This is a genomic window from Enterobacter sp. 342 (assembly GCF_036663495.1).
GTDB lineage: Bacteria > Pseudomonadota > Gammaproteobacteria > Enterobacterales > Enterobacteriaceae > Enterobacter.
On the sequence record NZ_JAWUEI010000013.1, the window covers coordinates 23,874 to 46,250 of the forward strand.

Annotated in this window: 20 protein-coding genes; 9 read left to right on the plus strand and 11 right to left on the minus strand. The window is 55.6% G+C overall.

Annotation, left to right across the window (positions count from 1 at the left end):
* Positions 1-43: 43 nt before the first annotated feature.
* Positions 44-1,231: a cystathionine beta-lyase gene (metC, locus tag V6E55_RS12510; protein ID WP_316942941.1), complete on the plus strand. Its 1,188-nt coding sequence runs from the start codon at positions 44-46 to the stop codon at positions 1,229-1,231.
* Between the two features lie 143 nt (positions 1,232-1,374).
* Positions 1,375-2,034 (plus strand): DedA family general envelope maintenance protein YghB, encoded by a 660-nt coding sequence (gene yghB / locus V6E55_RS12515; RefSeq protein ID WP_028019647.1) that lies wholly within the window; start codon positions 1,375-1,377, stop codon positions 2,032-2,034.
* Between the two features lie 46 nt (positions 2,035-2,080).
* Here yghB and V6E55_RS12520 read toward each other — a convergent pair whose 3' ends face one another.
* Positions 2,081-2,980 carry an AraC family transcriptional regulator gene (locus V6E55_RS12520; RefSeq protein WP_129994964.1) on the minus strand — a complete coding sequence of 300 codons (900 nt, stop codon included), beginning with the start codon at positions 2,978-2,980 and terminating at the stop codon, positions 2,081-2,083.
* 194 nt (positions 2,981-3,174) lie between these two features.
* On the opposite strand from V6E55_RS12520, the gene yqhD reads away from it, so the two are divergent.
* Positions 3,175-4,338, plus strand: coding sequence for an alcohol dehydrogenase (gene yqhD / locus V6E55_RS12525; RefSeq protein WP_028019645.1), 1,164 nt, complete (start codon positions 3,175-3,177; stop codon positions 4,336-4,338).
* A 105-nt stretch (positions 4,339-4,443) separates the two neighbouring features.
* Positions 4,444-5,271: a 2,5-didehydrogluconate reductase DkgA gene (gene dkgA / locus V6E55_RS12530; RefSeq protein ID WP_316942942.1), complete on the plus strand. Its 828-nt coding sequence runs from the start codon at positions 4,444-4,446 to the stop codon at positions 5,269-5,271.
* Between the two features lie 34 nt (positions 5,272-5,305).
* Here dkgA and V6E55_RS12535 read toward each other — a convergent pair whose 3' ends face one another.
* Complete coding sequence (locus tag V6E55_RS12535; protein WP_316942943.1) at positions 5,306-7,477, minus strand: YgiQ family radical SAM protein; 2,172 nt, start codon at positions 7,475-7,477, stop codon at positions 5,306-5,308.
* Positions 7,478-7,677: 200 nt separating this feature from the next.
* On the opposite strand from V6E55_RS12535, the gene V6E55_RS12540 reads away from it, so the two are divergent.
* A complete protein-coding gene (locus V6E55_RS12540) occupies positions 7,678-9,153 on the plus strand; it encodes a TrkH family potassium uptake protein (RefSeq protein WP_316942944.1) in 1,476 nt (491 codons plus the stop codon).
* A gap of 31 nt (positions 9,154-9,184) precedes the next feature.
* On the opposite strand, the gene ftsP is transcribed toward V6E55_RS12540, so the two are convergent.
* From ftsP to V6E55_RS12560, 4 genes are all read right to left on the minus strand, one after another.
* Entirely contained in the window at positions 9,185-10,597 is a 1,413-nt protein-coding gene (ftsP, locus tag V6E55_RS12545; protein ID WP_114979978.1) for a cell division protein FtsP, read from the minus strand.
* A 58-nt stretch (positions 10,598-10,655) separates the two neighbouring features.
* The gene (gene plsC / locus V6E55_RS12550) at positions 10,656-11,393 is read right to left on the minus strand and encodes a 1-acylglycerol-3-phosphate O-acyltransferase (protein ID WP_049005051.1); all 738 of its coding nucleotides are present in this window, start codon (positions 11,391-11,393) and stop codon (positions 10,656-10,658) included.
* Positions 11,394-11,556: 163 nt separating this feature from the next.
* Entirely contained in the window at positions 11,557-13,815 is a 2,259-nt protein-coding gene (gene parC, locus V6E55_RS12555; RefSeq protein ID WP_316942945.1) for a DNA topoisomerase IV subunit A, read from the minus strand.
* A 118-nt stretch (positions 13,816-13,933) separates the two neighbouring features.
* The gene (locus V6E55_RS12560) at positions 13,934-14,335 is read right to left on the minus strand and encodes a YgiW/YdeI family stress tolerance OB fold protein (RefSeq protein WP_316942946.1); all 402 of its coding nucleotides are present in this window, start codon (positions 14,333-14,335) and stop codon (positions 13,934-13,936) included.
* Positions 14,336-14,473: 138 nt separating this feature from the next.
* Here V6E55_RS12560 and qseB point away from each other — a divergent pair, with 138 nt between their 5' ends.
* The 4 genes from qseB to V6E55_RS12580 all read left to right on the plus strand — a co-directional run bounded on the left by qseB (position 14,474) and on the right by V6E55_RS12580 (position 17,501).
* Positions 14,474-15,133 (plus strand): quorum sensing response regulator transcription factor QseB, encoded by a 660-nt coding sequence (gene qseB / locus V6E55_RS12565; RefSeq protein WP_316942947.1) that lies wholly within the window; start codon positions 14,474-14,476, stop codon positions 15,131-15,133.
* The gene (gene qseC, locus V6E55_RS12570) at positions 15,130-16,467 is read left to right on the plus strand and encodes a quorum sensing histidine kinase QseC (RefSeq protein ID WP_316942948.1); all 1,338 of its coding nucleotides are present in this window, start codon (positions 15,130-15,132) and stop codon (positions 16,465-16,467) included. Before qseB ends, qseC begins: the two co-directional genes overlap by 4 nt.
* A 105-nt stretch (positions 16,468-16,572) precedes the next feature.
* Positions 16,573-17,154, plus strand: a complete 582-nt coding sequence (locus tag V6E55_RS12575; RefSeq protein WP_129994958.1) for an NAD(P)H-dependent oxidoreductase — start codon at positions 16,573-16,575, stop codon at positions 17,152-17,154.
* A 32-nt stretch (positions 17,155-17,186) separates the two neighbouring features.
* Positions 17,187-17,501 (plus strand): putative quinol monooxygenase, encoded by a 315-nt coding sequence (locus tag V6E55_RS12580; protein ID WP_316942950.1) that lies wholly within the window; start codon positions 17,187-17,189, stop codon positions 17,499-17,501.
* 46 nt (positions 17,502-17,547) lie between these two features.
* Here V6E55_RS12580 and V6E55_RS12585 read toward each other — a convergent pair whose 3' ends face one another.
* Genes V6E55_RS12585 through V6E55_RS12605 form a run of 5 tightly spaced genes read right to left on the minus strand, consistent with a single transcriptional unit; the run spans position 17,548 to position 22,222 of the window.
* Positions 17,548-18,435, minus strand: coding sequence for a MurR/RpiR family transcriptional regulator (locus tag V6E55_RS12585; RefSeq protein ID WP_316942952.1), 888 nt, complete (start codon positions 18,433-18,435; stop codon positions 17,548-17,550).
* A complete protein-coding gene (locus V6E55_RS12590; protein ID WP_316942953.1) occupies positions 18,432-19,382 on the minus strand; it encodes an iron-siderophore ABC transporter substrate-binding protein in 951 nt (316 codons plus the stop codon). Before V6E55_RS12590 ends, V6E55_RS12585 begins: the two co-directional genes overlap by 4 nt.
* Before the next feature lie 10 nt (positions 19,383-19,392).
* Positions 19,393-20,433: a FecCD family ABC transporter permease gene (locus V6E55_RS12595; protein WP_316942955.1), complete on the minus strand. Its 1,041-nt coding sequence runs from the start codon at positions 20,431-20,433 to the stop codon at positions 19,393-19,395.
* The gene (locus tag V6E55_RS12600; RefSeq protein ID WP_316942957.1) at positions 20,430-21,413 is read right to left on the minus strand and encodes a FecCD family ABC transporter permease; all 984 of its coding nucleotides are present in this window, start codon (positions 21,411-21,413) and stop codon (positions 20,430-20,432) included. Before V6E55_RS12600 ends, V6E55_RS12595 begins: the two co-directional genes overlap by 4 nt.
* Complete coding sequence (locus V6E55_RS12605) at positions 21,410-22,222, minus strand: ABC transporter ATP-binding protein (RefSeq protein WP_316942959.1); 813 nt, start codon at positions 22,220-22,222, stop codon at positions 21,410-21,412. The genes V6E55_RS12600 and V6E55_RS12605 overlap by 4 nt, the downstream gene beginning before the upstream one ends.
* Between the last annotated feature and the right edge of the window lie 155 nt (positions 22,223-22,377).

Sequence of the window (22,377 nt, forward strand, 5' to 3'; positions counted from 1 at the left end):
GGTAGTCTGGACGTCCAGACGTATAAAAACAGGGTTAGCGAACATGACAAAGAAGCATCTTGATACCACGCTGGTACAGGCTGGACGCAGCAAGAAATACACTCGGGGATCGGTCAATAGCGTGATTCAACGAGCCTCCTCACTGGTATTTGATACCGTTGAGGAGAAAAAAATCGCCACGCGTAACCGCGCAAAAGGCGGACTTTTTTATGGTCGTCGTGGCACGCTAACCCATTTTTCACTCCAGGAGGCCATGTGCGAACTGGAAGGCGGCGTGGGCTGTGCGCTGTTCCCGTGTGGGGCGGCAGCCGTCGCCAATACTATTCTGGCGTTTGTGGAACAAGGCGATCATATCCTGATGACCAACACCGCCTATGAACCCAGCCAGGACTTCTGTACCAAAATCCTCAGTAAGCTCGGCGTAACAACCGGTTGGTTCGACCCGCTGATCGGTGAAGGCATCGCAGAACTTATTCAGCCAAACACGCGCATTGTGTTCCTGGAATCTCCAGGGTCTATCACCATGGAAGTCCACGACGTCCCGGCTATCGTGAAATCGGTTCGCAGCAAAGCGCCAGAGGCGATCATCATGATCGACAACACGTGGGCGGCTGGCGTGCTGTTTAAAGCACTGGAATTCGACATTGATATCTCGATTCAGGCGGCGACCAAATACCTGATTGGCCATTCTGACGGCATGATTGGCACTGCGGTATCCAATGCACGCTGCTGGGATCAACTGCGTGAAAATGCCTACCTGATGGGGCAAATGGTGGATGCGGACACCGCCTACATGACCAGCCGCGGGATCCGTACTCTGGGTGTGCGCCTGCGTCAGCATCACGAAAGCAGCCTGAAAATAGCCGAATGGCTGGCGCAACACCCGCAGGTTGAACGCGTCAACCATCCGGCGTTACCGGGCAGCAAAGGTCATGAATACTGGCAACGTGACTTTACGGGGAGTAGCGGTTTGTTCTCATTCGTTCTTAAAAAACGGCTGGATAATGACGAACTGGCAAACTATCTGGATAATTTTACCCTCTTCAGCATGGCCTACTCCTGGGGCGGCTTTGAATCCCTGATCCTGCCTAACCAACCGGAGCAGATTGCGGCTTTACGTCCCGGCGGCGAAGTGGACTTCAGCGGAACCCTGATTCGACTGCATATCGGTTTAGAAAATGTAGACGATTTAATTGCGGATTTAACAGCAGGGTTTGAACGTATCGTGTAGAGTGCTGGCTGAAAATGTACTCCCTGGACGTTTTTGTGAACATTGCCACCAGAAAAGTCCGCATTAGTTGCGCCCGGGATCAAACCCGAAGCGCAAATAAAGGAGTACAATAGCTCTATATCTGCTGTTCCACAGGAAAGTCCATGGCTGTTATTCAAGATATTATCGCAGCGCTCTGGCAACACGATTTTGCCGCGCTGGCGGACCCTCACGTCTTAGGTATCGTCTATTTCGTGATGTTCGCGACTCTGTTTCTGGAAAATGGATTACTGCCAGCGTCATTTTTACCCGGTGACAGTTTGCTTTTACTTGCCGGGGCGTTAATCGGCAAAGGTGTCATGGACTTCACGCCAACGATGGTGATCCTCACTTCCGCAGCCAGTCTGGGTTGCTGGCTGAGTTATTTGCAGGGCCGCTGGCTTGGAAACACGCGCGTCGTGAAAAGCTGGCTGGCGCAGTTACCGCATAAATATCATCAACGTGCGACCTGCATGTTTGATCGACACGGCCTGCTGGCACTGCTGGCCGGGCGTTTTTTGGCGTTTGTTCGCACGCTTCTGCCAACAATGGCCGGCATTTCTGGTCTGTCGAACCGCCGCTTCCAGTTCTTCAACTGGCTGAGCGCTCTGTTGTGGGTTGGTGTGGTCACGACGCTCGGCTACGCGCTGAATATGATCCCGTTCGTAAAACACCACGAAGATCAGGTGATGACCTTTCTGATGGTGCTGCCGATTTTCCTGCTGGTGGCAGGGCTGGTAGGGACCATTGCGGTAGTGATTAAGAAAAAGTACTGCAGTGCATAAACAAAAGCCGGGTGGCGCTACCGCTTACCCGGCCTACGCTTCCCCGTCACGCTCCCTGCATGGTTCTGATACGTGACGCATCTTCCCCAGGCGTGACGCCGAAGTAGCGCTTAAATTCCCGACTGAACTGCGACGCACTTTCATAGCCCACCCGCATCGCCGCCGCGCTGGCCTTCATACCATCGTGGATCATCAGCATCCGCGCCTTATGCAGACGGTAGGTTTTGAGATATTGCAGCGGTGAAGTGCTGGTGACCGACTTAAAATTATGGTGAAACGCCGAGACACTCATGTTCGCTTCTGCAGCGAGTTGGTCGACACTCAGGTTTTCCGTGTACTGACTTTCAATACGTTTTAGCACGCGGCTTATCAGGCTGAAGTGGGTCTGTCGGCTCACCAGCGCAAGTAAGGCCCCCCCACCCGGCCCCAGCAGTACATGGTAGAGGATCTCGCGGATAATCTGCTTGCCGAGAATTCGTGCATCCAGCGGCCTTTCCATCACGTCCAGCAGACGCTCAATGGCGCAGAGGATCTCTTCAGATAATGTCGCTGAGTTAATCCCGCTTGATGCCATTGATGGCTGGAAAAGCTCGTCCTCGCCAATATCCATCAGCAGCTCCTGCAACTGAAGAATATCGACATTGACGCGAATACCAGCCAGCGGAACGGCCTCTGTCGCGAAAGTTTCACATTCAAAGGGTAAAGGTACTGTCAGCAGCAGGTATTCATTGGTGTCGTAACGGAAAACACGTTCATTGATATAGCCAATTTTATGGCCTGAAAAGAGAAAAACGATGCCGGGCTGATACATGACCGGCGTACGCGTCCCGGGTTGGGTACCGTAGAGCAGGCGAATGTCCGGCAGCAAATTGCTGACACCATTTTCATTATCTATCAGTCTCTTAATCTGCATTGTGAGCTGATGACAGATCGCTTCACGGTTCATGTTACGTTACTCCGGATACGGTTTCCGACGTTGATAGTGTGCGTGCTTTTCCGCACTTTCTCCAGCGCTCTGTAGAAATGGGCAAGACATCGGCAGGAATGTGCATTGAGAGGATAGCCCCGGACAGCCACAATGTGCAGCATCAGGTAGCCTTCGCGCCACCACGATTTTTCACCCACATAAGGGAACGAGCAATGAACAACTTTAATCTCCACACCCCAACCCGCATTCTGTTTGGTAAAGGCGCTATTGCCGAGTTGCGCGCACAGATCCCTGCTGACGCCCGCGTACTGATCACCTACGGTGGCGGCAGCGTGAAAAAAACCGGCGTGCTGGATCAGGTTTACAGTGCCCTGGAAGGTCTGGACGTGCGTGAATTCGGCGGTATTGAACCAAACCCGTCTTACGAAACGCTGATGAACGCAGTGAAAATCGCCCGCGAAGAGAACATCACCTTCCTGCTGGCCGTTGGCGGTGGCTCTGTGCTGGACGGCACCAAATTCATCGCCGCAGCGGCACATTACGCTGACGGTATCGACCCATGGCATATCCTGGAAACCCGTGGCAGCGACGTGAAAAGCGCTATCCCGATGGGCTCCGTACTGACTCTGCCAGCCACGGGCTCTGAATCCAACAAAGGTGCCGTGATCTCCCGCAAAACTACGGGTGATAAGCAGGCCTTTATGAACGAACATGTTCAGCCTGTTTTCGCCATCCTCGACCCGGTTTACACCTACACCCTGCCTGCACGTCAGGTGGCTAACGGTGTGGTCGACGCCTTTGTGCATACCGTTGAGCAGTACGTGACCTACCCGGTGGATGCCAAAATTCAGGATCGCTTCGCAGAAGGCATTCTGCTGACGCTGGTTGAAGAAGGTCCGAAGGCGCTGAAAGAGCCAGAAAACTACGATGTTCGCGCCAATGTGATGTGGGCGGCAACGCAGGCGCTTAATGGCCTTATCGGTGCGGGTGTGCCTCAGGACTGGGCAACCCATATGCTGGGCCACGAACTGACGGCAATGCACGGTCTGGATCACGCTCAGACGCTGGCCGTTGTTCTGCCTGCGCTGTGGAACGAAAAACGTGATACCAAACGCGCCAAACTGCTGCAATACGCTGAGCGCGTGTGGAACATTACCGAAGGTTCTGACGATGCGCGTATTGATGCCGCCATCGAAGCGACCCGCAACTTCTTCGAAGGCCTGGGCGTGCCAACGCGTCTCTCTGGCTACGGCCTGGATGGCAGCTCTATCCCTGCCCTGCTGGCAAAACTGGAAGAACACGGCATGACCCACCTGGGTGAGCATGGCGACATCACGCTGGACGTGAGCCGTCGTATCTACGAAGCGGCACGCTAAGCGTTTTTGTCCTCCCGACTTTCGTTTTTTGACATTTCGTCCAGACTTAATGCACAACCCATCGCCGGAGGAACCCTCCGGCGATGCGCACCTGAAGGAGGAAAAATGGCAAACCAAACCGTAATCAGGCTGCAGGACGGCAACGTGATGCCCCAACTGGGGCTAGGTGTATGGAAAGCCGGTAACGACGAGGTCGTCTCCGCCATTCATAAAGCCCTGGAAGTCGGCTACAGGTCGATTGATACCGCCGCTGCGTACAAAAACGAAGACGGCGTGGGTAAGGCACTGGCCAGCGCTGGCGTCCCCCGCGATGAGTTATTCATCACCACAAAACTGTGGAACGACGATCAAAAGCGCCCCCGCGAAGCCCTGCAGGAAAGCCTGGACAAGCTCCGGCTCGAATACATCGATCTCTGGCTGATGCACTGGCCGGTTCCGGCTATCGACCATTATGTTGATGCCTGGGAAGGAATGATTGAGCTGCAAAAAGAGGGGCGGGTGAAAAGTATCGGTGTCTGTAATTTCCAGGTTCACCACCTGCAGCGCCTGATCGACGAGACAGGTATCGCTCCTGTCATCAATCAGATCGAGCTGCACCCGCTGATGCAGCAGCGCCAGCTTCACGCCTGGAACGCCACGCATAAAATCCAGACCGAGTCCTGGAGTCCGCTGGCTCAGGGTGGTGAAGGCGTATTTGATCAGAAAATTATTCGCGACCTGGCGGATAAATACGGTAAGACGCCGGCACAGATTGTGATTCGCTGGCATCTGGATAACGGCCTGGTGGTGATCCCGAAATCGGTCACCCCTTCGCGCATCGCCGAGAACTTCGACGTCTGGGATTTCCGCCTGGATAAAGATGAGTTGGGTGAGATTGCGAAACTGGATAAGGGCAAACGGCTTGGGCCAGACCCGGATCAGTTTGGCGGATAGATAAAAAAAACCCCGGCTTGCCGGGGTTTTTATTTTACGCTTTACGTTTGGCTGGCTTCTTCGCCGTCATCCCACCATTCGAACGCTGGTGCACGATCGGCGTGTGCTTGGTCAACGCCGGGCGCGTATTGCGATTCTGACGGCGCGCCTCGCGCATTTCATCCAGGGTTGGAGCCGGTACCAGACAGTCGCGACGCGAGCCAATCAGGTGCTTTTTACCCATCTCTTCCAGCGCCTGACGGATCAGCGGCCAGTTTTTCGGATCGTGATAACGCAGCAGCGCTTTGTGCAGACGGCGCTGTTTATCCCCTTTCGGCACCACCACGTCTTCACTCTTATAACCAATTTTACTCAGCGGGTTTTTGCCGGTGTAATACATGGTCGTCGAGTTGGCGAGCGGTGACGGGTAGAAGTTCTGCACCTGATCCAGACGGAATCGACGTTGTTTCAGCCACAACGCCAGGTTCACCATGTCCTCATCGCGCGTACCCGGGTGGGCAGAGATGAAGTAAGGGATCAGGTACTGCTCTTTCCCTGCCTGCTTAGAGTAGGTATCGAACAACTGTTTAAAGCGATCATAGCTGCCCATGCCCGGCTTCATCATTTTCGACAGCGGGCCTTCTTCGGTGTGCTCTGGCGCAATCTTCAGATAGCCGCCAACGTGGTGTGTCGCCAGCTCTTTGATATAACGCGGATCTTCCACGGCGATATCGTAACGTACTCCGGAAGCGATCAGGATCTTCTTGATACCTTTCAGATCGCGAGCGCGGCGATAGAGATTGATTGTCGGCTCATGGTTGGTATCCATGTGCTGGCAGATATCCGGATAGACACAGGACAGACGACGGCAGGTTTGCTCTGCACGCGGCGACTTACAGCGCAGCATGTACATGTTGGCGGTTGGGCCGCCAAGATCGGAGATCACGCCAGTAAAACCCGGTACGGTATCGCGAATAGCTTCGATCTCATTGATGATCGAATCTTCAGAGCGGCTCTGGATAATGCGTCCTTCATGCTCGGTAATAGAGCAGAACGAGCACCCGCCGAAACAACCACGCATGATGTTGATCGAGAAGCGGATCATCTCATACGCCGGGATACGGGCGTTACCGTATGCCGGGTGCGGCACGCGCTTATACGGCAGTGCAAAGACGCTATCCATCTCTTCAGTTGACAGCGGGATCGCTGGCGGGTTGATCCAGATATAGCGCTCGCCGTGTTTTTGCAGCAATGCGCGGGCACAGCCCGGGTTGGTTTCATGGTGCAGAATACGGGACGCATGCGCGTAGAGCACTTTGTCAGCTTTTACCTTCTCGTAGGACGGCAGCAGCACATACGTTTTTTCCCACGGTTTCGGGCGTGGCGGCTGCACAACAATAGCCTTCGCTTCCGCTTTCTTTGGCTCAACCGGCTTGTTATCCGCACACGGCAAATCTTCACCATACGGATGCGGGATCGGGTCGATTTTGCCCGGCATATCAATAATACGGGAATCCACCCCACTCCAGCCCGGCAGCGCCTCTTTCACCATGATCGCGGTATTACGCACGTCGCGAATACTGCTCACCGGCTCCCCCTGTGACAGACGGTGTGCGACTTCCACCAGCGGACGCTCGCCGTTACCGTAAATCAGCATGTCGGCTTTGGAATCCACCAGTACCGAACGGCGAACGGTATCTGACCAGTAATCGTAGTGCGCAGTGCGGCGCAGACTTGCTTCAATGCCGCCCAGGATCACCGGTACATCTTTCCAGGCTTCTTTACAGCGCTGGGTATACACCAGGGTGGCGCGGTCCGGACGTTTGCCCGCCACGTTATCCGGGGTATAGGCATCGTCATGACGCAGCTTACGGTCAGCGGTATAGCGGTTGATCATCGAGTCCATGTTGCCGGCGGTCACACCGAAGAACAGGTTGGGTTTACCCAGACGCATAAAGTCGTCTTTGCTGTTCCAGTCTGGCTGAGAAATGATCCCCACACGGAAGCCTTGTGCTTCGAGCATACGGCCACAAATGGCCATGCCGAAGCTCGGATGGTCAACGTAGGCATCGCCCGTGACCAGAATGATGTCGCAGCTGTCCCAGCCCAGTTGGTCCATCTCTTCCCGGGACATAGGCAGGAACGGTGCCGGTCCAAAGCAGGCTGCCCAGTACTGGGGCCAGGAGAAGAGGTCACGATCCGGCTGGATCAGGGAAATTGCGCTCATAATGCTTCCGAAGAAAAAATAAACAAAAGGAGCGGGATTATACGCTGTTCATCCGCCAGATTTGAAGAAAAGGATGCATGAAGCAGACAGATATTCGTGGAAGTCGTTAAAATACAGCGCCCTGTTAATTTTGGATCATAATATCCACTATATCTTCCGGTGTGTTGTCCCCGGAATGTGTTCTTGCACGGAGTTCTGTTGTGAAGTCCAACAATTCGTTACATATATCTCAGCTGCGGGTTGTCCTTCACCTCTGCGGTTTTCTGGTTCTGCTGTACAGCCTTTCGATGCTGCCGCCAATGGTCATCGCCCTGCTGAATAAAGAGCGGACCTATTTTGCGTTTTTAACCACCTTTTTAACCTTTTTCAGCCTAGGTGGACTAACGTGGAGGGCAACCCGTCATGCCGGTATTCAGCTGCGTACCCGCGACGGTTTCGTAATTATTGTGCTGTTCTGGCTGCTGTTTTCATTGATCAGCGCCATGCCGCTATGGATGGATGACGGGCTCCAGCTCTCCTTTGCTGACGCGCTCTTTGAAGGGGTTTCCGGGATAACCACTACCGGAGCAACGGTGATCGGGGAAGTCAGCGCCCTGCCTAAGTCATACCTTTATTACCGCGCTCAGCTAAATTTCATTGGCGGCTTAGGCGTCATCGTATTGGCCGTCGCGGTGCTGCCGCTATTGGGTATCGGTGGCATGAAGCTCTATCAGTCAGAGATGCCAGGACCGTTCAAAGAGGAGCGTCTGACTCCCCGCCTTGCCGATACCGCGCGTACGCTGTGGGTAACTTATTTCGCGCTGGGCGCGGCCTGCACCCTGGCCTACTGGCTGGCGGGAATGTCTTTTTTCGACGCCATCTGTCACGGGCTTTCGACCGTGTCGTTGGGCGGATTCTCCACCCGCAGCGAGAGCATTGGTTTTTACGACAGCCACGCGATTGAACTCGTCGCCGGCGCGTTTTCGCTGCTCTCCGCGTTCAACTTTACCCTCTGGTACGTCGCGATTGTCAGACGCACTCTGAAACCGATTCGCCGCAGCCCGGAGGTCAAATTCTTTCTGGGTGCCGCCGCGGTGGTTATTGTCATTACCGCCTGGCAGGTCTGGCATGCGGGGATGTACAACGCGACGGATAGCCTGGTTCATGCTTTCTTCCTGGCCAGTTCGATGATGACCGACAACGGTCTTTCGACGGCCGATTACGCGCACTGGCCTGCCCACACCATTTTCCTGCTGTTGAGCGCCAGCTTTTTTGGTGGTTGTGTGGGATCGACCTGTGGCGGGATCAAAGCGTTGCGTTTTCTGATCATGTTCAAACAGAGTATTCAGGAAATGAATCAACTGGCGCATCCACGCGCGCTACTGAGCATAAAGGTCGGTAAAAGCGTGGTGAATGAACGCGTCCTGCGCTCGGTATGGAGCTTCTTTTTCCTCTACGTGATGATTACGGGCTTTTTTGTCTGGTCGCTCAATCTGATGGGCTACGACCTGTTTACGTCATTTGCAACGGTAGCGGCCTGTATCAATAACATGGGGCTGGGTTTTGGCGAGACGGCGTCCACCTTCGGGACATTAAAAGAAGAGGCTAAACTGTTGATGTGCGCAGCGATGATCTTAGGGCGTCTGGAAATTTATCCGGTGCTGATCCTCTTCTCGCGCTTTTTCTGGCGGGCATAAAACATTCCCGGCGAACCGGGAATGTCGGGGGTTATGGCGCAGGGTTGACCAGCATCTGCCCCACTGACCCCCTGTCCATCATCTCCAGCGTCTGGCTGTGGAACAGGAACGGGAAGTGCGGCCACGAAGGCTGACCATAGTAGACAAGCAGTTCGACCTGGCCATCCACCCAGACGGTGTCTTTCCAGCCACGGTCTTCCGGGAAAGGCATCGCGCCGTTCACGTTGCGGATCAGGAATGACACACCTTCAATATGGAACGACTGCGGCATGTCGGAGCGAACGGTCCAGCGCTCCCAGGTTCCCTGCTGCGCGGTAATATCGATACGGTTGACGTCCCACAGCGCGCCATTGATGCCAGGATCGTCGCCCAGGCTGATATCGCGGCTACGCACAGGCGAACCGCTCATGATCTCCTGCGGCAGCAGGCGCATGGGCAGGCTGTCGGTCACCAACGGCAACAGGCCGGTTGGGCGCAGGGTCAGCACCAGGGTAGAAACAAGAATGCTCGACGGCTCAAAGAACCCTCGAATACGGTCAACAATACTTGCCGCTTCACCGCAGGTTACAGACACTTCATCCCCATTCGTCATATCAATGAGAATTTCACGACGTTCACCCGGTGACAGCGCCAGTTGTTTGACGGAAACCGGCGCAGGTAAAAAGCCCTGGTCACCGGAGATCACGTGCAACGCGCGGCCATCACTCATTTTCAGCTGATAACGGCGCGAGTTTGAGGCGTTGAGCAGACGCAGACGCACCCAGCCACGCGAGACTTCAACGTAAGGGCTTTGCGCACCATTGACCAGAAGCGTATCGCCGACGAAGCCACCGCTGCCCGGCTCGCTGTATTCCGGCGTACCGAAATTATCCAGACGTTTGTCCTGGATTATGATCGGGAAATCATCCACACCGTAGTGATTCGGGATCGGCAGGGATTTGCTGACCTCATCTTCTACCAGCCACATCCCGGCCAGACCGTTATACACCTGTTGTGCAGTGCGGTTCGGGGTATTGGCGTGATACCAAAGCGTTGCCGCACTCTGACGAATTGGCAGAACCGGCGCCCAGTCGGCATTGGGTGACATCATCCTCGGCGCACCGCCAATCAGCGGGCCAGGCACCTGTAAACCGCTGATGGTCATGGCGACATTTTCGGACGTGCGGTTACTGTAGATGAGTTTAACGTCGTCGCCATTCCACACGCGTATGGTCGGCCCAAGGTAACGCCCGTTAATGCCCCATACCGGCGCACGCGTCCCCTGAGTAAAGGACCAGTGGCTGCGCTGTAATGTCAGGAAAAGCGGTTGTCCGCGACGGGATTCAATTAACGGCGGGATGGGCAGCGGCTGTTGCTGCCCGGCGGCGCTGGCTGTCAGCGGTATCGCACCCGCACAAAGGGCGATCCCTGAAGCCTGAATAAACTGACGCCGACTGAGTGACATATAAGCTCCATCTGAAACGACTAACAACGCGGGAATTCGTTTTCCCTTTAACGCCGGATTAAATCTTACCGGCGGCTTCTCTCTCTGCGACTTCTTTGTCGAGCAGCGCAATATGCTGAGCCATCAGCTCGCGGCAGTGTGCTGCCAGCTCACGCACCTGATCTTTACCGTATTTGCTGGTATCGACGGGTGGCAGCATTTCGACAATCACCAACCCATTATTCAGGCGATTAAGATTAATCTTATTAGAAGTATTGGAAACACACACAGGAATAATTGGAACACCTGCCGCAATTGCGGCATGAAACGCACCCGTTTTAAACGGCAGCAGGCCACGACCACGGCTGCGCGTCCCTTCCGGGAACATCCAGATGGATATTCTGCGTTTTTTAAAATGATTCACGACTTCCGCAATGGTGCTGTGCGCTTTTGCACGGTTATTACGGTCGATGAGCAGATTACCGGTGAGCCAGTACAATTGGCCGAAAAACGGGATCCACAGCAGGCTCTTTTTCCCCACCGTGACGGTCGGAGGAAGAACGATATTAGAGGCCGTCACCATATCGTAGTTGTTCTGATGGTTAGCGATAAAGATGGCATTACCGAAATTCTCAGCGCCTTCTGGCAGACGTTTTTCAACCTTCAGACCAAACAGCGGCGCAAGACGACCGAACATATGGCCGAAGGTGGCAACATGCTTCGGATTACGTGGGCTGAACAGGCAATAAATTGAGCCGAAAATACAGACCAGAATGCAGTAGATAACGGTAAGAATAAGACGAACAATGTATAGCATAGCGACCTCTGAAGCCCCAACAGCTGACAATTATACTTCACCTGTGGCCAGGTAAGGACTTTATTACGAGCGCGTATTGTTAATCGCAACGCACGAATTAACAACGATTTTACGGGAAATTTTATTGAAATTCCCCCTCCGGACAGAGGGGGATATCACGACATTACTCTTCGCTGTCACCTGCGGTGCTGCGTGCAGGAGAGTCAATCTCCACGCGGTCGATACGCTGCAGGCCACGCATCAGGGAGCCGCGACGACCGCGCTCACCGACGACCTTCTGCAACTCTTCCGGACGAAGTTTGATTTTACGCTTACCGACATGAATGGTCAGCGTGCTCTGCGGCGGCAGAAGGAAGAGGTGCGCGAGACCATCTTCACCTTTCGCCGCTTCCGCCGACGGGATGTTGATGATCTTGTTACCTTTGCCTTTTGACAGTTCAGGCAGATCGCTAACCGGGAACATCAGCATACGTCCGGCGGTGGTGATCGCCAGCAACATGTCACTCTCGTTCTCAATCACCAGCGGCGGCATAACGTGGGCGTTGTCCGGCAGGCTAATCAGCGCCTTACCGGCACGGTTGCGAGAGACAAGATCGTTAAAGGTACAGATAAAACCGTAACCGGCATCAGACGCCAGCAGCAGTTTCTGCTCGTCGGATTCCATCAGCATATGCTCAACCGTGGCACCCGGCGGCAGCGTCAGCTTACCGGTAAGCGGTTCACCCTGCCCACGTGCGGAAGGCAACGTGATCGGGTCAATCGCGTAGCTACGGCCCGTAGAGTCGATAAACGCCACCGGCTGGTTGCTCTTACCTTTCACGGCAGCTTTGAAGCTGTCGCCCGCTTTGTAGCTCAGCCCTGGCGCGTCGATGTCGTGGCCTTTAGCGCTGCGCACCCAGCCGCTCTGAGACAGGACAATGGTCACCGGCTCAGACGGCTGCATGTCGTGCTCGTTCATCGCCTTCGCTTCTTCACGCTCGTGCAGCGGAGAACGACGGTCATCACCGAATGCGTCGGCATCTGCCTGCAGCTCTTTCTTCAGCAAGTTGTTCATCTTGCGTTCGGACGCGAGGATCGCCTGCAGCTGATCGCGCTCTTTTTCCAGATCGTTCTGCTCACCACGGATCTTCATCTCTTCCAGTTTGGCGAGATGGCGCAGTTTCAGTTCGAGGATCGCTTCGGCCTGGGTTTCGCTGATACCAAAGCGCGACATCAGCGCAGGCTTAGGCTCGTCTTCGGTACGAATGATCTCAATCACTTCGTCGATATTGAGGAACGCCACCAGCAAACCTTCGAGGATATGCAGGCGTTTAAGCACTTTCTCCAGACGGTGGTTCAGACGACGGCGTACCGTGTCGCGGCGGAACGTCAGCCATTCGGTGAGGATCTCTAGCAGGTTTTTCACCGCCGGGCGTCCGTCGAGGCCAATCATGTTCAGGTTGATGCGGTAGCTTTTTTCCAGATCGGTGGTGGCAAACAGGTGGTTCATCACCTGCTCCATGTCCACGCGGTTGGAACGCGGCACAATCACCAGACGAGTCGGGTTCTCATGATCCGATTCGTCGCGCAGATCGTCCACCATCGGCAGCTTCTTATTGCGCATCTGGGCGGCAATCTGTTCCAGCACTTTGGCGCCAGAGACCTGATGCGGCAGCGCGGTGATCACCACCGCACCGTCTTCTTTGGTCCACACCGCGCGCATACGCACGGAGCCGCGACCGTTCTGGTAGATTTTGCGGATTTCCGCGCGGGAGGTGATGATCTCCGCTTCCGTCGGATAGTCCGGTCCCTGTACGATATCCAGCAGCTCGTCCAGCGAGGTTTTCGGTTGTTCAATCAGGGTGATGGCGGCTTTCGCCACTTCACGCAGGTTGTGTGGCGGGATGTCTGTCGCCATACCAACCGCGATACCGGTGGTGCCGTTCAGCAGAATATTCGGCAGGCGCGCAGGCAGCATCTTCGGCTCCTGCAGCGTGCCGTCGAAGTTTGGCACCCAGTCAACGGTTCCCTGACCCAGTTCGCCCAGCAGCACTTCGGCATATTTAGACAGACGGGATTCGGTATAACGCATCGCTGCGAAGGATTTTGGATCGTCCGGCGCCCCCCAGTTCCCCTGGCCATCCACCAGCGGGTAACGGTAAGAGAACGGCTGTGCCATCAACACCATCGCTTCATAACAGGCGCTGTCGCCGTGCGGATGGTATTTACCCAGTACGTCACCGACGGTACGGGCGGATTTCTTGAACTTGGCGCTGGCATTCAGCCCCAGCTCGGACATCGCGTAGACGATGCGGCGCTGAACAGGCTTCAGGCCATCCCCGATAAACGGTAACGCCCTGTCCATGATGACGTACATGGAGTAGTTCAGGTAGGCGTTTTCCGTGAATTCATGTAGCGCGAGGCGCTCTGCCATATCGCTCATTACGTGTGATTCCTCAACTCAGAAACCGAAGGGTTTCAGGCAATATTGCCGCAGATACTACCTTATCTGCCGGGTTGAGTCACAAAGAAAAAGGGCCGGATAAGCGGCCCTTTCTGGGTTATTTGTTCAGCTTGATAACCTGCTTCACATCGATTTCAAACTCGTTCCAGTCTTTATCGACCTTACCCTGGAGTTCCACTTTATCCTGCGGGGTCACGGTTACACCGTTCCAGCGCTTGTGGTCAATCTCTACCACTACCGTTCCGGTCTCGTCGCGGAAAGTGTAGCGGTCATCAGACAGGCGCTCAGTAACGTTCCCGCGCAGCTTCACCCAAATATCATCTTTCATCTCTTTCACCTTCACCGCCGTGGTGAGGTTGGCGTCATTATCGACAAAGCCGCCTGTCTGAGTTTGAGTCTGGGTTTGTGTGGCCGACGGGCCATTGAATCCCCCTTGCGCAGCAAATACAGGGGCAGTGGTCATCATCATGATGGCGGCAATTGCAGCGAATTTTTTCATATTAACTCTCCCTTTAATCTGGTTTCGCGGTCCATTTAACAGGGTAATCCTTAACAACTTCTTAAGGGGAAAATTTATTTATTATTGCTGTACAGCAGGCGCTTACAGAGGGTTTACTGACGATATCAAGGAGGGAACATGCGCATTTTACTGGTAGAAGATGACAGGTTAATCGGCGATGGCATCAAAGCAGGTTTAGGCAAAATGGGCTTTAGTGTGGACTGGTTTATCGACGGAAAAACGGGTCAGGCTGCACTGTATAGCGCACCGTATGATGCCGTGGTGCTGGATCTGACATTACCGGAAATCGACGGGCTGGAGATCCTGCGTGGGTGGCGCGAAAGCGGGCGCAGCGAACCGGTGCTGATCCTGACCGCGCGGGATGCACTTAACCAACGCGTTGAGGGGCTGCGTCTGGGCGCAGATGATTACCTTTGTAAGCCGTTCGCCCTGATCGAGGTCGGTGCTCGTCTCGAAGCCCTGGTCCGCCGCAGCCATGGACAGACACGCAGCGAGCTTCGCCACGGCAACGTCACGCTCGATCCGACCCGTCTTATCGCCACGCTGGGCGGTGAAACGCTGACGCTCAAACCCAAAGAGTTCGCGCTGCTTGAGCTGCTGATGCGTAATGCAGGCCGGGTGTTGCCGCGTAAGCTGATCGAAGAAAAACTGTATACCTGGGACGATGAGGTCTCCAGCAATGCCATCGAGGTTCACGTCCATCATCTGCGCCGTAAACTTGGCAGCGAGTTTATCCGTACCGTGCATGGCATCGGCTATACCCTGGGTGACGCATGAAACTGAGCCTGAAACTACGCCTGACGCTTCTCTTCCTGCTGCTCTCCCTGACGGCCTGGTTTGCCGCCAGTCTGGTCGCCTGGCAGCAGACGACCCACAAGCTCGATAAGCTGTTTGATACCCAGCAAATGCTATTTGCCAAACGGCTGCTGACAATGGATCTGGATGAGATCCGAGCCCCCGAGCGCATGCGCGAGATCCCCAAAAAAGCGAAGCATGGTCGTCTGGATGACGACGCGCTGGCTTTTGCCATCTATACCGTCGACGGCAAAATGATACTGAACGACGGGGAAAACGGGCGCGATATTCCGTACCACTATCGCCGCGACGGGTTTGATAACGGGCAGCTACAGGGCGACAACGATGAGTGGCGTTTTTTATGGCTGACCTCCCCCGACGGAAAGTACCGCGTGGTGATCGGCCAGGAGTGGGAGTACCGGCAGGATATGGCGCTGGATATAGTCAGTTCGCAGCTTACGCCGTGGCTGGTGGCGCTCCCCGTGATGCTGTTGTTGCTAATCCTTCTGTTAAGCCGTGAACTCAGGCCGCTGAAAAAACTGGCGCAGACCCTGCGTTCCCGCTCGCCAGATGCCACCGAAGCGCTGACGGTTCAGGGTGTCCCCACGGAAGTGCGCCCCCTGCTCGACTCGCTGAATCATCTGTTCGCCCGCACCCAAGAGATGATGACCCGCGAGCGCCGATTTACCTCCGATGCCGCTCACGAATTACGCAGTCCGCTGGCGGCCCTGAAAGTACAAACTGACGTGGCACAACTCTCTTCGGACGATCCGCTGGCACAGGCAAAAGCGCTCACACAACTGCATGCGGGTATCGATCGCGCGTCCCGGCTGGTGGATCAACTTCTTACGCTTTCACGTCTGGATTCACTGGATAACCTTGACGATGTCGAACCGATTACCCTGGCCGATTTACTGCAGTCGGCCGTGCTGGATATCTGGCACCCAGCCCAGCAGGCAGGCATTGATATTCGCCTGAACATCAATGCGTCAGAGGTTACACGCACGGGTCAGCAGCTACTACTGAGCCTGCTGGTGCGTAACCTGCTGGATAACGCCATTCGTTACAGCCCGCGAGGCAGCGTGGTGGACGTAACGCTGGACACCCGAAGCTTTACTGTGCGTGACAACGGCCCCGGTATTTCAACTGATGCGCTGGCGCGCCTCGGCGAGCGATTTTATCGACCACCGGGGCAGGATGCCACGGGCAGCGGGCTCGGGTTATCCATTGTTAAGCGCATCGCCGCCCTGCACGGTATGCGTGTTTTATTAAGCAATGCGGCGGAAGGCGGCTTTGAAGTGAAGGTTAGCTGGTAAGGGATTATTGCATTTAGCGCAAAAGACTTTGCACATTTTGCTCATTTTTCCGCTCCGTCCTCGCGCGTAGAATACTCGCCATACTCTCATCATCGAGGACAAATAATGAGCAACATTCTGATTATCAACGGTGCAAAAGAATTTGCGCATTCTAAAGGCCAGTTGAATGACACCCTGACCGAGGTCGCGGACGGTTTCCTGCGCGACGCCGGGCATGATGTTAAGGTCGTGCGTGCAGACAGCAACTATGACGTGAAAGCCGAAGTGCAGAACTTCCTGTGGGCTGACGTGGTGATCTGGCAGATGCCGGGCTGGTGGATGGGCGCGCCGTGGACCGTGAAAAAATACATGGATGACGTGTTCACTGAAGGTCACGGCTCTCTGTATGCCAGCGATGGCCGCACTCGTTCTGACGCCACCAAAAAATACGGTTCTGGCGGTCTGATTCAGGGCAAAAAATATATGCTCTCCCTGACCTGGAACGCCCCGCTGGAAGCCTTCACCGAGAACGACCAGTTCTTCGAAGGCGTGGGCGTAGACGGCGCGTATCTGCCGTTCCACAAGGCTAACCAGTTCCTGGGCATGGATCCGCTGCCAACCTTTATCGTCAACGACGTGATTAAAATGCCTGATGTCCCGCGCTATATCGCAGAATATCACAAGCATCTCGCGGAAATTTTTGCTTAACTGGTACCCTGGAATTAAAGGAGTAGTTAACCATGCTTACCGTTATTGCTGAAATCCGTACTCGTCCAGGCCAACATCACCGTCAGGCGGTGCTGGATCAGTTCACGAAAATTATCCCGACCGTACTGAAAGAAGAAGGCTGCCATGGCTACGCGCCAATGGTGGATGCTACCACTGACGCGAGCTTCCAGGCCACCGCGCCAGACTCAATCATCATGGTTGAGCAGTGGGAAACCGTCGCACATCTTGAAGCGCACCTGCAGACCACACATATGAAAGCGTGGAGTGATGCGGTGAAAGGTGACGTGCTGGAAACCCACATCCGTATTCTGGAGCAAGGGGTTTAAGTTTCCCCCCAGGCCCGGTAAGCGCTAGCGCCACCGGGCTTTGTTTTTAGCTGCTTTTCTTCCCCGGTTTTAATCCCCGATGAAACTCGTTGATCCGCTTCATTGATTTGATGGTGCGCTGCGGCTCAGTGGAGGCGACGGACACAATAATCATCTCCAGACACAACAGTACCGTACCATGAAGTGGGATTTTCCCCTTTTCACCGCCGCGCGGGACATGGATCACTACGCTGGCCTCTTTACTGAAACGGGAGTCTAGGGCGTTGGTCAGCAGGATAGTCGGAATACCGAGACGTTTTGCTTCACGCAGTGTGGTTTGCCCCTCCCGGTGCGCGGATTTCTGCGCCATCATCACTAGCACGTCACCGCGCTGAAGGGCGATGAGCTGTTCGGCAAGCACTATTCCAGTACGGTTAAGCGGTGTGGCGGGTAATCCCATACGGCTGAACAACCTGGCGGTGTACTCGGCCAGAATACCCGAAGCGCCGATACCAAAAATCGCGACCTGCCTCGCCTGTGCCAGCAGTGAGACCGCCTGAGCCATCGCATAGCGGTTGTGGGGTTCGGATAACACGTCCAGGGTGTGCTGATGTCCTTCCAGCACAAAATCAATGCTCGCGTTGACGTCGCTGGTCAGTGTATTCACCGTGGTGGACATCTTTTCGCTGGAGCTGACCACTGGACCAAACCACTGTTCCAGCGTCTGTTTGAGATCGCGCAGCCCGGCGAACCCCAGCGCCTGAATGGCGCGTACCACGGTGGCATCTGAGGTTTTTAACAGTGCAGCAATCTCCATTGCCGTTTGTTCCATCACCGCTTCGCGGTTCTCATTGATATAGCTTGCCACCTGCAACACGCGCGGCGTCAACTGGTGCGCACGCGAACGAAAGCGGTCGCCGTAGACATCCACGCGCCCTTTCTCTTTGCGGATCACTGTGATGCCTCCGGCAGTGGTCGCCCGGCTATCTGCGATTGCACCTGCGCAGCCATCAGGCCTAAAGACGCGAAGGAATTCGAGATGGCCTCTTCACGTGAGATCAGCACGTAGTGTCCGGTTCGGCAGGCGTTCAGGAACTGACACCAGCCAGGCATTACCGCCTCCATCGCTGCCAGCTCGTCCTGCGGTTTACCCCCGGTATCCCCGCGCCAGGTGGCGAAGACGAAATCGGCATCCAGCTCCGGCAGACGCTCGGCGCTAACGTCAATCCGTCCCCCTTCCGGGATGGACTCAATAAGCGGCGGGAAGGTGAACCCGGCATCACGCAGCACACGGCCCAGCGAGTGGTAACTGTGCATGGCATTAATCTTCCCCTGATTCGCCTGAATCACTGACACGCTAATTTTGCGGGTATCCACCGTCGCTTTCAGCGCGTTGATTTGTTCCTGATAGCGGCGCTCCAGGATCTTCAGTCGCGCCTGCGTGCCGGTAAGTTGCGCCAGCTTGCGGTAGATTTCCGGTGCACCACCGTCGAGGTGATCGATGCTTACCGTCGGGGCAATTTTTTGCAGCTGTTCCACCGACGTGTTGCGGGTCGGCTCGGTGATAATCAGGTCCGGTTTTGCGGCGGCGATGGCTTCAATGTCGATATCCGCAGTGCCGATAAACTTGATGTCGGAATTATCGAAATCGACACCCGTCAGCATACCGCTGGAGCGCAAAAAGTGGCTGCCGTCCGGTCGCGTGCGGCCGTGGCTGGCTACCGGTGGCACACCCAGCTCAATCAGCGGGATGGTGATATCCAGGTCATGCAGCGAGACAATCCGTTTCGGATGAACCGGCACAACGACCTTGCGCCCCAAATCATCGGTAAATGTCTGAGTCGGTTCTGCCGCGCTCACCGCAAACCCTACCAGCAACAACATCGAAAAAAGTACGCGCATCTTCTGTCCCCTAAAATCTGTCCCGACGCTGCCAGAGCAACAGCAGGAAAAACGGTCCGCCAATCAGTGAAATCACAATTCCCGCTGGCAATTGCAGCGGGAGAAATGCCAGACGCCCGACGTTATCCGCCAGCAACACCAGCAGAGCCCCCAGCACAGCACTTCCCGTCAGGAGCGCGGTTTGCCCACCACGCAGCAGCAGGCGTGCCATATGCGGGGCAATGAGTCCCACGAAACCAATACTGCCTACGCAGGAGACGCAGGCCGCCGTCAGCACCACCGGGGCAAGGACGCGCAGCAGCGCCAGTCGGGTTGTATGCACGCCGAGGCCTGTTGCGGCCTGATTACCGAGTAACGCAACATCGGCGGCACGCGCGGTAAACAGTAACAACGCAAACGCGGGAAGCGTCCAGAGTGCGGCCAGCCCCACCAGCGTCCAGTTTGCCGCATGCAGGCTTCCAGCCAGCCAGAGCATTGCCGTCTGCACGTCACGCACGTCGGCGGTGGTCATAAAGACGCCCATTGCGGCAGCAAAGGCCCATGACACACCGATGCCAATCAGGATGAATCGCGGACGCGAGATATCACGCGCCAGCAAGACCACCAGCAGCGCTGTGAGTAGCCCCCCTGCCATTCCTGCCAGCGGACGCCAGGCCAGACTCAGCGCCGGGAACTGAAAGATCAACACCAGCACGGCCGCACTACAGCCTTCTTTCACGCCGATAAGACCGGGGTCGGCCAGGCCATTGCGGGTGATGGACTGCATGGCCGCTCCGGCCATGCCGAGCATTGCGCCGCACAGTACCGCCATAAGCAGGCGCGGCAGGCGAATATCCATCACGATATAGTGCGCCTCTGCTGTCACACCTTCAGGCGAAAACAGCGCGCGGGTAATAGCGGAGGTGGGAATGGGTAGCGAACCGTGCGTCAGACCAAAGCCCAGCAGGCTTAATGCCACCAGCGCTAAAAACGCCAGGCATGCCACTGCCCTCGGGCGAACCAATGCCGACAGGCGACCAATACGGATCGCGCGGAGTCCGGCCCGGTTCATTTGAACATCCTCGACGCCATGAAAATGAAGATCGGTGCGCCAACCAGGGCTGTCATGATGCCGGTTGCCAACTCCCAGGGCGTAAACAACGTTCGGGCGGCAATATCCGCCAGCAGCAGAACCAGCGCGCCACACAGGGCAGACAGCGGCACCATCACACGTAAATCGACCGACACCAGACGGCGAATGAGTTGCGGCACGACCAGGCCGATAAAGCCAATCGGCCCGGCGATAGAGACGGCCGCACCGCAGAGCAGCGCAATAGACAGCAGGGCCAGCAGGCGGGTTCTGAGTAGTGAAACGCCAAGCCCTTGCGCCATCCGGTCGCCAAGAGCCAGCATATTGAGCGACGGCGACACTCCGATAGCGAGAACAAAACCGCCAGCAGCAGCCCACAGGGCACTCCGGAGCGTTTCTTGTTTTACCCCCGCTAAATCCCCCGCCAGCCAGGTTCGCAGGGCAAGTAGGGTCTGTTCATCCAGAATCAGAACTGCGGCAGTCACCGATGAGGCAAATGCCGACAGTGCCACGCCACACAGCGTCACTTTCATTGGTGTGAGCCCGGTGCGGCCAGACGAGGAGAACATCAGCACCAGCAAAAACAGCGCGGCGGCACCGGCGGCGGCAACGAGCGGGCGACCAAACGGCAGCGTCATCCCGAGCGCACTCGTCAGCACCACCGCCAGCGCTGCCCCGGCATTCAGCCCCAGAATATGCGGTTCACCGAGCGGGTTGCGGATAACGGACTGTAGCAGGACACCCGCCACGCCGAGCGCGGCACCTGTCACCATCGCGTCGCAGAGGCGCAGCAGTCTTAATTTGATAATGACGTTATGGTCGAAATTATGGGGATTAAAATCGAAAAACGCCTGAACCACCGTCAACGGAGGAATAACGCGCGCGCCGATACCCAGGTGGGCAATCGCCCCCATCATCAGCAGTAACGCAAAGAGAATAAAAGCCAGCGTCGTGCGTATCATGGTTTTGCAGTGACCTGACGGAACGGCATAAAAAACGGCTTGCCAGTCAACGGGTTAACCGACATATGCACGTCGACATCAAACACGGCTTTGATCAACTCCGGCGTGCAGGCATCGCCCTCATGCAATACGCCTTCAACTTTCCCCTGACGTAAAAAGATCAGCGAATCACCGTAGTTCACCGCGAAGTTAAGATCGTGCAGCACCACCACGACGGTGCGTCCGTGCTGGCGGGTCAGCATATGCAGCAGTTCCAGGATCTCCACCTGATAGCGGAGATCGAGAAAGGTTGTCGGTTCATCCAGCAGGATATATGGCGTTTGCTGCGCCAGGGCCATGGCGATCCAGCAGCGCTGACGCTGACCGCCAGACAAGCTTTCAACCGGCAGATGTGCAAACTCCGCCGTCCCCGTCAGCCGCAGCGCCTCTTCAACAGCCCGTTCATCCTCGTCGCTCCACTGGCGCATAAAATTTTGCCAGGGAAAGCGCCCGCGTGAAACCAGCTCAAAGACGGTTAATCCTTCCGGCAGCAGCGGAGACTGAGGGAGAATGCCAAGCTGACGGGCAACCGTTTTGGTCGGCTGTTCATGAATGGCTTTACCGTCCAGCAGCGCGGTGCCCCCGAGCGGCTGCAGCAGCCGCGCGATAGTGCTCAACAGCGTGGATTTCCCACAGCCGTTCGCCCCTACCAGCACCGTCATTTTCTGCTGAGGGATCGCAAGGGAGATATCATCAACGATGATTTTTTTCTGATAGCCCGCAGAAAGGTTCTCCAGAACCAGTCCCGGTTGTTTTGTGTTGTGAGCCACGTGAACGCCAACGTAATGAAAAACCAACAAATAAAAATAAAACTCATTCTCTTTTGAGAGTTTGACGCTGCGACATGTAGTAGTCAAGCGAAGAAACACCCTGATAAAACCAGGGATAAACCTGAAGAAATATGAATGAAAAAAGACTTATAAAA